We start from the raw sequence: 14,434 nt of genomic DNA, 5'->3' as shown, positions 1-14,434 counted from the left end.
GTTCTGGGTGTACCGCACCGCCGGCCGGGCACCGGGCGGCCGCCGCACCCCAACCGCGCGACGGCCACCCCGGTTCCCCGGGGTGGCCTTCGCGCGTCAGGAGTTCAGGAACGGCGCTGGTCGGCGACGACCGCCGCGATGATGTCGTCCAGCGTGCGGGTCGGCGAGAACCCGATCTGCCGCAACGCCTTCGTGCAGTCCGGGATCCGGCGCTGCATGTCCTCGTAGCCGTCGCCGTAAGCCTCCTCGTACGGCACCTTCGCGATCGTGCTCGCCGAGCCCGTCGCCGAGATCACGCGTTCCGCCAGCTGCGAGATCGTCGTCTGCTCGGTGCTGCCGAGGTTGAACACGGTGCCGTAGGCCGACTCGTCGGCGAGCAGGGCCACCAGCGCCGGCACGACGTCGTGGACGTGGCAGAAGCAGCGCGTCTGCTGGCCGTCGCCGAAGACCGTGATCGGCTCACCCGCGAGCGCCTGCTTCACGAACCGCGGGATGACCATGCCGTAGCGGCCGGTCTGGCGCGGGCCGACCGTGTTGAACGGCCGGACGATCACCGTGCGCAAGCCGTGTTCCACCGCGTACAGGTACGCGAACGTCTCGTCCAGCGCCTTCGCCTCGGCGTAGGACCAGCGGTTCTTCAGCGGCGAGCCGATGATCCGGTCGGCGTCCTCGGTGAGGCCGTCGGCGGTGTTCTTGCCGTAGATCTCGCTGGTCGAGGCGACCAGGATCGGGACGTCGTGCTGCAGGGCCGCGTCCAGCATCGTCTCGGTGCCGTGCAGGTTGGTGCGGAGGCTCTCCATCGTCTTGTCGAGGATGGTGAAGACGCCGACCGCGGCCGCCAGGTGGAAGATCGCGTCGATGCCGGGCATGCACGCCTGGACCGCCGCCGCGTCGGTCACCGAGCCGCGCACGAAGCGGAAGCCGGGGTTGTCCCGCACCGCCGCCAGGTTGTCGAGGGTGCCCGTGCTGAGGTTGTCCAGCGCCACGACCTCGTGGCCGCCCGCCAGCAGGTGCTCGGTCAGGTGGGAGCCGATGAAGCCGGCGCCGCCGGTGATGAGGTAACGCACGTCGAGTGTCCTCTCAGTTCGCGAACAGCGCGGGGTCGAAGCGATAGGTGGCATCGATGACGAGCGGGCACTGCCCGAGCCAGTCGTAGCCGTGGCCGGGCTGGACGGTGTGGATCAGCGCGACATCCCAGTCGTCGCCGTCCGGCTCGACGACGCTGTCGAGCTGCCCGCCGGTGACGCGGATGGTCGGCACGAGCGGGTCGTGGTAGCCGACCTTCGCGCCCCTCGCCGCCAGCAGGTCGATGATGTCCAAAGCGGACGACGACCGGACGTCCTGGACGCCCGGCTTGTACGTCACACCCACCACCAGCACGCGGGTGCCGCCCAACCCCTTGCCGGCACGGGACAACGTGTCCGCCACCCGGTCGACGACCTGCTTGGGCCGCTCGGCGATGGCGTGCATGGCCTGCGTGACGAGCGGCGCGTTGTGCTGCGTCGCGCGCAGCTGCCAGAGCAGGTAGTGCGGGTCGCACGGGATGCAGTGGCCGCCGACGCCGGGGCCGGGGTGGAAGGCCATGAAGCCGTACGGCTTGCTCGCCGCGGCGTCGATCACCTCGATCGGGTCGATCGAGAAGCCGTCGCTGATCTCCGCGAACTCGTTGGCCAGCGCGATGTTCACCGCGCGGAACGTGTTCTCGTACAGCTTCGTCAGCTCGGCGACCTCGGCCGAGCTGACGCAGTGCACCGCCGGGGTCAGCAGGTTGATCACGCGCTGCGCCATCGCGGTGCACGCCGGCGTCACGCCGCCGAGGACGCGCGGGGTCTCCTGCTGCGTGTGCGTGACGTTGCCGGGGTCGATGCGTTCGGGGCTGGACGCGACGAAGATGTCGCGTCCGACCTTGAAGCCCTTGGCGACCAGCGGTTTCACCAGCAGCCGCGCGGCGGTGCCGACGTAGCTGGTGGAAGTGAGGATGAGGGTCTGGCCGGCGCGGGCGTGCGCGATCAGCGCCGCGCAGGCGCTCTCCAGCGGGCCGAGGTCGGGCATCAGGTACTCGTCCAGCCCGGTCGGCACGCACACGAGCACGGCGTCGGCCTCGGCCATCCGGGCCAGGTCGACGGTGAGCTGGAAGTCCTCCTGGTGCACGGCTTTCTCCAGCCGGCGGTGGTCGGCCTCGATCAGGTCGACCTCGCCGGCGCGGATCGCGTCGAGGCGGTTCTGCGAGAGGTCGATGCCGATGATGCCGACCCCGCTCTCGTGCAGGCCGAGCGCGGTGGGCAGGCCGACGTACCCCATCCCGATCACCGCGACGGAGGTCAGCTCGTTCAGTTCGGCCAGGGTTTCGTGTTCGGCGACAGTACTCGTCATAGCGGTTCACCCGTCTCTTGCACGGTGGAAGGTGGTGCGGGTCAGAGCACGACCCGGACGATTTCGAAGGCTTCGGCGAGTTCGGTGGAGACCTGCGAACCGCGGTACTCGGCCAGTGCGCGGACGCCGCGCTCGCTGCGCGGGTGGGGCCAGGGCTCGAGTTCCTTGCCGTACGCCCGCAGCGCTTCGATCTTGCGCTCGACGTGCGACTCCTCGAGGGGCTGCCAGCAGTTGGGGCGGAAGGTGACCGGCAGACCCGACGCTTCGCCGACGTCGGTGGCGGAGCGGATCTCGAAGGTCCGCACCTCTCGCACGCTGCCCTTGCCCGGCCGGCCCGCGACCCGGGCGGCCCGGCTGACCAGCGCGTGGTCGGTGCTCAGGTCGCACATGCTCGTGGTGAGGATCGTGTCCGGCTCGAAGTCCCGGACTTCGCGCTCCACCACCCGGTTCAGCTCGAGGTGGCTGACGGTGTCGAGGCGGTTGTCCCCGAACTCGTGGATGCGCACGCGTTCGATGCCCAGGGTCTTGGCGGCCAGCTCGATCGCGCCGGTGCGGTTGACGACCGCGGTGCCGTTCGCCGACCGCGAGCCGTCGTCGTTGGTGAGGATGCAGAGCGAGATCGTCACGCCCTCGTCGGCGAGCCGGGCGATGGTGCCGCCCGCGCCGAGCGTCTCGTCGTCGCCGTGCGCCCCCACGACCAGCAGCTTGCTTGTTTTCCTGTGCATACCGGATCCCCAGTCTTGGTGCTGATGGAAGTGCCGTCGCACGGCATCAACAGTGGCGGAAGTGCCTTTCGGAATCTGACATCGGCGCGGGGCGACCGACAACCCCTAAAGACCGTCTAAAGCGGACCTTGGCGGGCGCGGACCGGCCGCCTAGGGGCGCGGATCCCGTGTTCTCCGGGGCCTTTAGGGGTGGGTGGGCCCGCGGCCCGCTCGTATCGTCGGATCCATTGCTGTGGGGGCGAGATCCCCTTTCCAGCGCAGCCGACGTGGAAGGAAAGAGGACTCGTGGGCAACTCCGAAGACAAGCTGGTCGGTGCGCTCCGCGCCTCCCTCAAGGAGAGCGAACGGCTGCGTGAGAAGAACCGGCGGCTGACCGAAGCCGCCCGGGAACCCATCGCGATCATCGGCATGGCCTGCCGGCTCCCGGGCGGTGCCACGACTCCGGAAGCGCTCTGGGAGCTGCTGGACGGCGGTGTCGACGCGATCGGCGAGTTCCCCGCCGACCGCGGCTGGGACCTGGAGCGCCTCTACGACCCGACCGGCGAGCGCGCGGGCTCGAGCTACGTGCGCGAGGGCGGGTTCCTCCACGACGCCCTCGAATTCGACGCCGACCTCTTCGGCATCAGCCCCCGTGAAGCCCTGCTCATGGACCCGCAGCAACGGCTGCTGCTGGAAACGTCCTGGGAGGCCTTCGAACGCGCCGGCATCGCGCCGAACTCGGTCAAGGGCAGCCCCACCGGCGTCTTCGCCGGCACGATGTACCACAACTACCAGGGCAGCTACGGCTCCTCCGGCGTCATCTCCGGCCGCCTCGCCTACACCTTCGGGCTGGAAGGCCCCGCCGTCACCATCGACACGGCGTGCTCGTCGTCGCTCGTCGCGCTGCACATGGCGGTGCAGGCGCTGCGGTCCGGCGAGTGCTCGCTCGCGCTCGCGGGCGGCGTCTCGGTGATGTCGACGCCGCGCACCTTCGTCGAGTTCAGCCTCGACGGCACGCTCGCCCGCAGTGCCCGCTGCCGCGCCTTCGCCGACTCCGCCGACGGCACCGGCTGGTCCGAGGGCTGCGGGATGCTGCTGGTGGAAAAGCTTTCCGACGCCCGCCGCAACGGCCACCCCGTGCTCGCGATCGTCCGCGGCACCGCGATCAACCAGGACGGCGCGTCCAACGGCATGACCGCGCCCAACGGACCCGCCCAGCAGCGCGTGATCCGCCAGGCGCTCGCCAACGCCCGCGTGACGCCCGGCGAGGTCGACGTCGTCGAGGCACACGGCACCGCGACCAAGCTCGGCGACCCGATCGAGGCGGGCGCGCTGCTGGCGACCTACGGCCAGGAGCGGAAGTCGCCGCTGTGGCTGGGCTCGGTCAAGTCCAACCTCGGCCACACCCAGGCCGCCTCGGGGGTCGCCGGGGTGCTGAAGATCGTCCTGGCCCTGAACAACGGCGTGCTGCCGCAGACCCTGCACGTCGACCAGCCGACCCGGCAGGTCGACTGGGGCTCCGGGCGGGTCGAGCTGCTCACCGAGCGACGGCCGTGGGAACGCAACGGCCACCCGCGCCGCGGCGCCGTCTCGTGCTTCGGCCTGAGCGGCACGAACGCCCACGTCATCATCGAAGAAGCACCGGAGCCCGAAGCGGCCGGCGAGACCCCGCGCGACACCGCCGCGATCCCGTTCGTGCTCTCCGGCCGGACGCCGCAGGCGTTGCGCGCGCAGGCCGAGCGGCTCCGCACGGCTCTCGACGGCACCGCCGCGGAGCCGCTCGACGTGGCCCTCACCCTCGCCACCGGGCGCGCGCACCTCGACCACCGCGCCGCCTTCGTGGCGAAGGACCGGGCCGGGCTCCTCGCCGCGCTGCGCGCCTTCGAGGACGGCGAGCCGGGCGCGCTGACCGGCGTCGCCCGCGGCGAGACCAGCACGGGATTCCTGTTCTCCGGCCAGGGTTCCCAGCGGCCCGGCATGGGCCGCGAGCTGGCCGCCGCCTACCCGCGGTTCGCCGAGGCGTACGCCGAAGCGTGCGCCGAGCTGGACAAGCACCTCGACCGCCCGATCCGCGAAGTGGTCGACACCGACGCGGAAGCGCTGGCGCAGACCGGGAACACCCAAGCCGCCTTGTTCGCCTTCGAGGTCGCGCTGTTCCGGCTCGTCGAGTCGTGGGGCCTGGTTCCGGACGCGGTGTGCGGCCACTCCATCGGCGAACTCGCCGCCGCGCACTGCGCCGGCGTCCTTTCCCTCGCCGACGCGGCGAAGCTCGTCGCCGCCCGCGGCCGGCTGATGCAGGCGCTGCCCGCCGGGGGCGCGATGGTCGCCGTCGAAGGGACGCCCGACGAGGTCGCCGGGTTCGATCCACAAGGGACGGTCGACGTCGCCGCCGTCAACGGCCCGCGCTCGGTCGTGTTGTCCGGCGCGGAAGCCGATGTCGTCGCGGTCGGCGACAAGTTCGTCGAAGCCGGACGGCGGACGACGCGGCTGAAGGTCTCGCACGCCTTCCACTCGCGCCTGATGGAGCCGATGCTCGCGGAGTTCCGGGCCGTGGCGCGGAGCCTCGCCTACGCGCGGCCCGAGCTGACCGTCGTCTCGAGCGTCACCGGTGCGGAGGTGTCCGCCGAGCTGACCGACCCCGAGTACTGGGTGCGCAACGTCCGGCAGCCGGTCCGGTTCGCCGACGCCGTGCAAGCCCTCGCCGCCGAAGGGGTCAACCGGTTCCTGGAGCTGGGCCCGGACGCGCCGCTGACCGCCGTCGTCCCGCAGTCCGCCGAGACCGCGGTCGCCGTCGCGGCGCAGCGCCGGGACGTGCCCGAGGACGTCGCGCTCGCCACCGCGCTCGCGGCCCTGCACGTCCGCGGTGTCGTGCCCGGCTGGGCCGCGCACTTCGCCGCCCGCGGCGCGTCCCGCGCCGACCTGCCGACCTACGCCTTCCAGCACCAGCGCTACTGGCTGGAGGTGACCTCCGGCTCCGGCGACCTCGCCTCGATCGGCCTCGACCCGGTCGACCACCCGCTGCTCGGCGCGGCCACCCTGCTGGCCGACGCCGACGGCCTGGTGCTGTCCGGCCGGATCTCCGCCACCACCCACCCGTGGCTGGCCGACCACGTCGTCGGCGGCGCGATCCTGGTGCCCGGTACGGCCTTCGTCGAGCTCGCCGTCCGCGCCGGGGACGAGGCGGGCTGCGGCCGCGTCCGCGACCTGACGCTGCACGCCCCGCTGGTGCTGCCGGAGAAGGGCGCCGCGCGGATCCAGGTCCGGATCGGCAAGCCCGGCGCCGACGGGTCGCGCCCGATCAGTGTCCACTCGCGACCGGACGACCTCGCCGCGTCCGGCGGCTGGGTCCGCCACGCCGACGGCACCGTGCAGACCGCGACCGCCGCCGCCGCGTTCGACCTGGCCGAATGGCCGCCGGCCGGCGCCGAAGCCGTGGACATCGACGGCATGTACGACCTGCTGGCCGAAGCGGGCATGGCCTACGGCCCGGTCTTCCGGGGCCTGCGGGCCGCCTGGCGCGCCGGTGACGACGTGTTCGCCGAGGTCGCCCTGCCCGAGCAGGACCGGCTCGGTGCCGAGGTGTTCGGCCTGCACCCCGCGGTCTTCGACGCTTCGCTGCACGCGGTCGGCTTGAGCGGCGCCGCCGGCGAGGGCACCACGCTGCCCTACGCGTGGTCCGACGTCGAGCTGCTGGCGGCGGGCGCGGCCGCGCTGCGCGTGCACGTCCGGCCCACCGGGGAGCAGACGGTCGAGCTGCGGCTGGCCGACACCACCGGCGCGCCGGTCGCCCGCGTCGGCGCGCTGCGGCTGCGCCGGATCAGCGAGGAACAGCTCGCCGCGGCCCGCGTGGCGCCCGGCAGCGACTCCCTCTACCGGATCGACCGGGTTCCGTTCGCGCTGCCGGAGGTCTCCGAAACGGACTTCACGGTGTACGAGGTCAAGCCGGGAACGACCGCCGCGGCGGCGAAGCAGGCCGTCCACAGTGCACTGTCCACAGTGCAGCAGGCCGGCGGCCGCCTGCTCGTCGTGACCCGCGGCGACCTGGCCGGGGCCGCCGTCGCCGGGCTCGTCCGCTCGGCGCAGGCCGAGGACCCGGGCCGGATCGTGCTCGTCGAGGGCGACGCGACGCCGGAGCAGCTCGCCGCGATCGCCGCCGCCGACGAGTCGTCGGTCCGCGTCGACGGCGACCGGATCACCGTCCCGCGCCTCGCCCGCGCGACCACCGGGCCCGCCGAGCCGCCCGGGTGGGGCACCGTCCTGATCACGGGCGGCACCGGCGCGCTGGGCAAGCTCGTCGCGAAGCACCTCGTGCGGCAGCACGGCGTCGAGCGGCTCGTGCTGGTCAGCCGCCGCGGCCCGGACGCCGGCGGCGTCCCCGAACTCGTCGCCGAACTGGCCGAGCTGGGCGCCGAGGCGACCGTCGTGGCCGCCGACCTCGCTAACCGCGCGAAGGTCAAGGCCCTGCTGAAGAAGCACCCGGTGAACTCGGTCGTGCACGCGGCCGGGGTGCTCGATGACGGCGTCCTCTCCTCGATGACGCCGGAGCGCGTCGACGGCGTCTTCGACCCCAAGGCCCTCGCCGCGTGGCACCTGCACGAACTGGCCGGCGACCTCACCGCGTTCGTCACGTTCTCCTCGGCCGCCGGCGTGCTGGGCGCCCCGGGCCAGGCGAACTACGCCGCGGCGAACGCGTTCCTGGACGAGCTCGCCGCGGTCCGCCGCGCCGAAGGCAAGCCGGCGCACTCGCTGGCCTGGGGCATGTGGGAGTCGGCGGCCGGCATGGCCGGCGAAACCCACGGCAAGCGCGGCCTCGGCGCCTTCGGCGTCGCGGAGGGCCTGGCCCTGTTCGACGCCGCGGTCGGCGCGGCGGGCGACCTGTACGTGCCGATCAAGCTCGACCTGCCCGCGTGGCGCGACGCCGGCGGTGTCCCCGACCTGCTGCGCGGCCTCGTCCCGGCCGCGCGCAGGACGGTGTCGGGCCGGGAAGCCGGCGCGGATTCGTTGCTGGGCAAGCTGATCCGGCTGCCCGCCGAGAAGCGCGCGGACCACCTGCTCGACCTGGTCGTCCAGCACGCGGCCGCGGTCCTCGGCCACGGCTCGGCCGCCCTCGTCGACGCCGACCGCGCGTTCAAGGACCTCGGCTTCGACTCGCTGACCGCGGTCGAGCTGCGCAACGCGCTCAACGAGGCCACCGGCCTGAGCTTGACCGCGACGCTCGTCTTCGACTACCCGACCGCCGGAGACCTCGCGGCGCACCTGCACGAAGCGCTGCTGGGCGAGCTCGGCGACGCGGGGGAGCCCGAAGCGGCCACCGCCGGCGTGCGCACCGACGATCCGGTCGCCATCATCGGCATGGCCTGCCGGTACCCCGGCGGGGTCACGACTCCGGAGGAGCTGTGGGAGCTGATCGCGGCCGGCCGCGACGGCACTTCGCGGTTCCCGGAGGACCGGTCCTGGGACCTCGACCACTGGCTCGGCGCGGCGGCCGCCGCCGGCAAGGAGCCCAACGGCGGGTTCGTCACCGGCCTCACCGACTTCGACGCCGGCTTCTTCGGCATCAGCCCGAGCGAAGCCGTGATGATGGACCCGCAGCAGCGGATGCTCCTGGAGGCGTGCTGGGAAGCGTGCGAGTCCGCCGGCCTCGACCCGCTGGCGCTGAAGGGCACCGACACCGGCGTGTTCGCCGGCGTCATGCAGTCCGACTACGACCCGGGTCCGATGGGCGGGACCGAGCACGGCCTGTTCCGCGGCTCCGGCGCGCTCGGCAGCGTGGTGTCCGGGCGGGTCGCCTACGCCTACGGCCTGGAGGGACCCGCCGTCTCGATCGACACGGCGTGCTCGTCGTCGCTGGTGGCGCTGCACCTGGCCGTCCAGGCGCTGCGCCAGGGTGACTGCTCGCTGGCACTGGCCGGTGGGGTGTCGGCGCTGGTCTCGCCGGAACCGTTCGTGAACTTCGACAACGGCGGCACGGCCGCCGACGGGCGGTCGAAGCCGTACTCCGCGGCGGCCGACGGGCTGGGCTGGGCCGAAGGGGCCGGCCTGCTGGTTCTCGAGCGGCTGTCCGACGCCCGGCGCAACGGGCACGAGGTCCTCGCCGTGGTCCGGGCCAGCGCGGTGAACTCCGACGGCGCGTCCAACGGCCTCACCGCGCCGAACGGCCCGTCGCAGGAGCGGGTGATCCGGCGCGCGCTCAAGCTCGCCGGCCTCGGCCCGCACGAGGTGGACGCGGTCGAAGGGCACGGCACCGGCACCAAGCTGGGCGACCCGATCGAGGCCAACGCCCTGCTGGCCACCTACGGCCGCGACCGCCCCGAAGACGAGCCGCTGTGGCTGGGGTCGGTCAAGTCGAACATCGGGCACACGCAGGCCGCCGCGGGCGTCGCCGGCGTGCTGAAGATGGTTCTCGCGATGCGGCACGGCGAATTGCCGATGTCCCGCTACGCGGACGACCCCACCGAGCACGTCGACTGGTCGGCGGGCACCGTGCGGCTGCTCACCGAGACGATCCCGTGGCCCGACCGGGGACGGCCGCGCCGGGCGGGCGTCTCGTCGTTCGGGTACAGCGGGACCAACGCGCACGTGATCCTGGAGCAGGCACCGCCGGCCGGGGAACCCGAGCCGGAGCGCACCGCGGAGGAGCGTGCCGCGGTGCTCCCGCCGTGGCTGCTGACCGCGCGCACCCCGGAGGCCCTGCCCCTGCAGGCCACCGCGCTGCTGACCCACCTGGAGGAGAACCCGGGGCTGGACCCGCTGGACGTCGGGTTCTCCCTGGCGGTCCGCGAGCCGGCGCTGCCCTACCGCGCCGCCGTCGCCGGGACCGACCGGGCGGAGCTCGCCGCCGGGCTGGCCGCGCTGGCCGCGGGCGAGGACTCGCCGTCGGTCGTGCGGGGAACCGCGCGCGGGGGCCGGACGGCGTTCCTGTTCTCCGGCCAGGGCACCCAGCGTGCCGGCATGGGACGTGAGCTGTGCGCCGCCTTCCCCGTGTTCGAGCACTCCTTCACCCGCACGAGCGCGCTGTTCGACGGCTACCTCGGCCGCTCGCTGCGCCAGGTGATCTTCGCCGAGGAAGGCACGGCCGACGCTCAGCTGCTGCACCGCACGGAGTTCACCCAGGCCGCGCTGTTCACCATGCAGGTCTCGCTGTTCCGCCTGGTCGAGTCGTGGGGCGTGCGCCCGGACGTGCTGCTGGGCCACTCCTTCGGCGAGATCGCCGCGGCCCACGTGGCCGGGGTGTTCTCGCTGGCGGACGCGGTGAAGCTGGTCGCGTTCCGGGGCCAGCTGATGCAGGAGGCGCCCGCCGGCGCCGCGGTCGCGGTCGAGGCCACCGAGGCCGAGGTGACGCCGCTGCTCACCGCCGCGTCCGCGATCGCGGCGATCAACGGCCCGGCCTCGGTGACGGTGTCCGGCGCGGAGGCCGACGTGCTCGCCATCGTCGAGCACTTCAAGGGGCTCGGCCGCCGGACCAAGCGGCTGGCGATCACCGTGGCCGCGCACTCGCCGCTGCTGGACGAGATCCTGCCCGAGCTGCGCGAGATCGCCGAGGAGCTCACCTACGAGCCGGCCCGGATCGGCATCGTGTCCACAGTGGATGGTGCGGAGGCCGCGCCGGAACGCTGGGCCGACCCGGAGTACTGGGTGGCCAACTGCCGGCAGGGGGTGCGGTTCCTCGACGGTGTCCGCGCCTTGGAGGCGGCCGGGGTGACCCGGTACGTCGAGCTCGGCACCGACGGCACCATCGCGGCGATGGCTCAGGGCTGCCTGACCGGTGACCCGCGTGACGTCGTGGTCGTGCCGATGCGGGCCAAGAAGCAGGACGAGGTGCGGGGGGCGCAGCTGGCGGCGGGCCGGTTCTTCGCGACCGGCCTGGACCTGGCGTCCGCGCGGCTGTTCCGGGGCGCGGAGCGCGTTCCGCTGCCGCCGTACGCCTTCCACCGCACCCGGTTCTGGCCGGAGGTCGACATGGAGGCCCTGCGCGCCACCGGCGACCTCACCGCGACCGGGCTCGACGCCACCGAGCACCCGCTGGTCTCCGCCGCCCTCGCGGTGGCGGGCTCGGCCCAGGTGGTGCTGGCCGGCCAGGTCTCGGTGCACACGCACCCGTGGCTGGCCGACCACACCGTCGGCGGCGCGATCATCTTCCCCGGTGCCGGTTTCGTCGAGCTCGCCGTGCGGGCCGGGGACGAAGCGGGCTGCCCGCGGCTCGAAGAGCTGACGCTGGAAACGCCGCTGCTGCTGGCCGAACTGGGCAAGGTGCGGTTGCAGGTCGTCGTCGACGAGCCGGACGGCTCCGGCCGCCGCGCGCTCTCGGTGTACTCGCAGGCCGACGCGGCGGACCCCTGGATCCGGCACGCCGCGGGCGTACTGGCGCCTTCGGGGGCAACGGAGCCCGCGGGGATGCCGGAGTGGCCGCCCGCCGGCGCGGAGCCGGTGTCACTGGACGGCGTCTACGAAGCCTTCGAGGAAGCCGGCATCGGCTACGGGCCGGCGTTCCAGGGGCTGACCGCGGCCTGGGTCCGCGACGGCGAGGTCTTCGCCGAGATCACCTCGGCGGCCCCCGGGACCGACCGGTTCGGGCTGCACCCGGCCGCCTTCGACGCCGCCCTGCACGCCATCGGCCTCTGCGAGGCCGTGACGGTGGCGGGCGGGCTGCCGTTCGCCTGGACGGGCGTCGAGCTGCACGCGGCGGGCGCGGCCCGGCTGCGGGTGCGGGTCACCCCGCTCGGCGCGGACTCCGTGTCGCTCGAGCTGGCGGACCAGGCGGGCCGTCCGGTCGCTTCGGTGGGCTCGCTCGTGCTGCGGGCCGGGGTGTCGAGCGTCGGGGCCGTCCGGCCGCCCAAGTCGCTGCACGGCTGGGCGTGGCAGCCGGTTCCCGTCCCCGCTGCCGCCACCGGGAGCTGGACGGTGCTCGAGGACGGTCTCGACGCGCTCCTGGCCGCCGGCCCGGTCCCCGAGGTCGTGGCGCTCGATCTGTCCACTTCGGACGCCGCGGTGCCCGAGGCGGTGACCGGCACCCTGGAGCTGGTGCAGGACTGGCTGGGCCGCGCGGAATTCGCGAACTCCACGATGGCCGTGCTGACCCGTGGCGCGGCCGCCCTGGACGGCGAGGACGTCACCGACCTGGCCGGCGCCGCCGTGTGGGGCCTGATCCGGGCGGTCCAGTCCGAGCACCCCGGCCGGTTCGTGCTCGCGGACGTCGACGAGGACGCCGCGGCCTGGGTGCCCCGGCTCGCGGCCGCCGGGGAACCGCAGCTCGTCGTCCGGGGCGGGGCCGCGCACGGCGGCCGGCTGACCCGGCTCGCGCCGTCGGCCGACGCGCCGGCGACGACGTTCGACGCGAGCGGCACCACGCTGGTCACCGGGGCGGGCGGCGGGATCGGCTCCCGGCTGGTGCGGCACCTGGTGACCGAACACGGCGTGCGGAACCTGCTGCTCGTCAGCCGCCGCGGCGCGGCGCCCGGTCAGGTCGAAGAGCTGACGGAGCTGGGCGCGACCGTCACGGTCGGCGTCTGCGACGCCGCCGACGAGGCCGCGCTGGCCGGGGTGCTCGCCGCGATCCCGGCCGAGCACCCGCTGACCGCGGTCGTGCACCTGGCCGCGGTGGTGGACGACGCGCCCGTCACGGCACTGACCCGCGAGCGGGTGGCCGCGATGCTGCGGCCGAAGGTCGACGCCGCGCTGAACCTGCACCGGCTGACCGAGCACGAGAACCTGTCGGCGTTCGTGCTCTTCTCGTCCGTCGCGGGCCTGCTGGGCAACGCCGGCCAGGCCGGGTACGCCGCGGGCAACAGCTTCCTCGACGCCCTCGCCGTGCACCGGCGCGCCCACGGGCAACCCGCGCAGTCACTGGCGTGGGGGCTGTGGGACGCCCCGGGCGATGCCACGGCGGCGCTGACGGACGCCGACCGGGCGCGGCTGGCGCGCAACGGCGTCTCCCCGCTGTCCGGAGACGAAGGGATGGCGCTGTTCGACGCGGCTTCGCTGCGGCCGGAAGCCTTGCTGGTGCCGATGAAGGTGAGCGCGGCGGGCGAGCCGGGCGACGTCCCGCCCGTCTTCCGCGCCTTGGCCCCGCGTGCCCGGCGGGTGGCGGCGCAGACCGCCGAGGGCCCGACGCTGCAGCAGCGGCTGGCCGGGCTCGATGCGCTCCAGCGGGAGCGTGCCGTGCTCGACCTGGTCCTGGACCGGACCGCGGCCGTGCTCGGCTACGCCGGGGGCGGCGCGATCGAAGCGCAGCGGCACTTCCTGGAGTCCGGATTGGACTCGCTCACCGCGGTCGAACTGCGCAACGGGCTCAACGAAGACACCGGGCTGCGGCTGCCGCCGACCGTCGTCTTCGACCACCAGACCCCCGCGGGACTGGCCGCCCACCTGCTCGCCGAGCTGGACGGCGACGGTCCGGTGCCCGAGCCCGCCGAGGAGGCCGACGAGCTGGCGAGCGTGTTCGCCGACGCGGTGCGGGCCGGGCGGGTGGAGGACGGCCTCGGCCTGTTGGCCTCGGTGGCGAACCTCCGGCCGTCGTTCACCTCGCCCGCCGACATCGACGGGCTGCCGTCGCCGGTGCGGCTGAAGGAAGGCAGCGCGTCGACGCAGCTGTTCTGCTTCAGCACGCCGGTGGCGACCGGCGGGGTCTACCAGTACGCGAAGCTGGCTGCCGGGTTCCCCGGCGACCGCGAGCTGTACGCCGTGCCGATGCCCGGGTTCCTGCCCGACGAGTCGTTGCCGTCGACGCCGGAGGCGATCGTCGAGGTGCTGGCGGAGAGCCTGCGCAAGGCGGCGGGCGACCGGCCGTTCGCCCTGCTCGGCTACTCCTCGGCGGGCGTGCTGGCGCACGCCGTGGCGGAAAGCCTGGAACGCGCCGGCACCCCGGCCGCCGGCATCGTGCTCCTGGACACCTACGCGGTCAACGGCGACGACGCGATCGGCGACAAGGCGGCGGACATGGCGAAGGGCATGCTGGCCAACGAATCCCAGTACGGCGGCTTCGACCGGGCGAAGCTCACGGCGATGGCCCGGTACATGGACCTGTTGCCCCGCATCGAGATCGCGGACATCGCGACGCCGTCCTTCCTGGTCCGCGCGGCCGATCCCTTCGACGGGCTCGCGGGCGACTGGCAGACGACGTGGTCCCACGCCGGAACGGAGTACACCGCGCCGGGGCACCACTTCACGCTGATCGACACCGACGCCCCGACGACGGCCGCCGCCGTCGCCGACTGGCTCACCGGCTTGGACTGACGGGTCTGCCGCGGCCGGGGGGGGGGGGGGTTACAGGGGGGGGCACGGTGGTTGAGACTCCACCGCCCGCCCCCCCCCCCCCCCCCCCCCCCCCGCCGAGGCCCGCCGCGCGGCAACGGGCGCGG

General features: G+C 73.9%; 4 protein-coding genes. 1 reads left to right on the top strand and 3 read right to left on the bottom strand.

Features of this window, described 5'->3' with window-relative positions; genetic code table 11:
- Window positions 1-104: 104 nt before the first annotated feature.
- Genes AB0J40_RS41240 through AB0J40_RS41230 form a run of 3 tightly spaced genes read right to left on the bottom strand, consistent with a single transcriptional unit; the run spans window position 105 to window position 3,098 of the window.
- Complete coding sequence (locus AB0J40_RS41240) at window positions 105-1,067, bottom strand: NAD-dependent epimerase/dehydratase family protein (protein WP_364464965.1); 963 nt, start codon at window positions 1,065-1,067, stop codon at window positions 105-107.
- A 13-nt stretch (window positions 1,068-1,080) separates the two neighbouring features.
- Window positions 1,081-2,373, bottom strand: a complete 1,293-nt coding sequence (locus tag AB0J40_RS41235) for a nucleotide sugar dehydrogenase (RefSeq protein WP_364464963.1) — start codon at window positions 2,371-2,373, stop codon at window positions 1,081-1,083.
- A gap of 41 nt (window positions 2,374-2,414) precedes the next feature.
- Entirely contained in the window at window positions 2,415-3,098 is a 684-nt protein-coding gene (locus AB0J40_RS41230) for a PIG-L family deacetylase (protein ID WP_364464961.1), read from the bottom strand.
- A gap of 285 nt (window positions 3,099-3,383) precedes the next feature.
- Between AB0J40_RS41230 and AB0J40_RS41225 the strand changes: the two genes are divergently transcribed.
- Entirely contained in the window at window positions 3,384-14,309 is a 10,926-nt protein-coding gene (locus AB0J40_RS41225) for a type I polyketide synthase (protein WP_364464959.1), read from the top strand.
- Window positions 14,310-14,434: the final 125 nt, after the last annotated feature.

The organism is Amycolatopsis sp. NPDC049691 (assembly GCF_040675005.1).
Lineage (GTDB): Bacteria > Actinomycetota > Actinomycetes > Mycobacteriales > Pseudonocardiaceae > Amycolatopsis.
Note: the sequence above shows the minus strand (reverse complement) of the source record. Positions and strands in the feature narration are given on the sequence as shown.

Coding starts and splice junctions, on each gene's coding strand:
- AB0J40_RS41235 (WP_364464963.1), bottom strand. CDS start 2,373: ATGACGAGTACTGTCGCCGAACACGAAACCCTGGCCGAACTGAACGAG.
- AB0J40_RS41230 (WP_364464961.1), bottom strand. CDS start 3,098: ATGCACAGGAAAACAAGCAAGCTGCTGGTCGTGGGGGCGCACGGCGAC.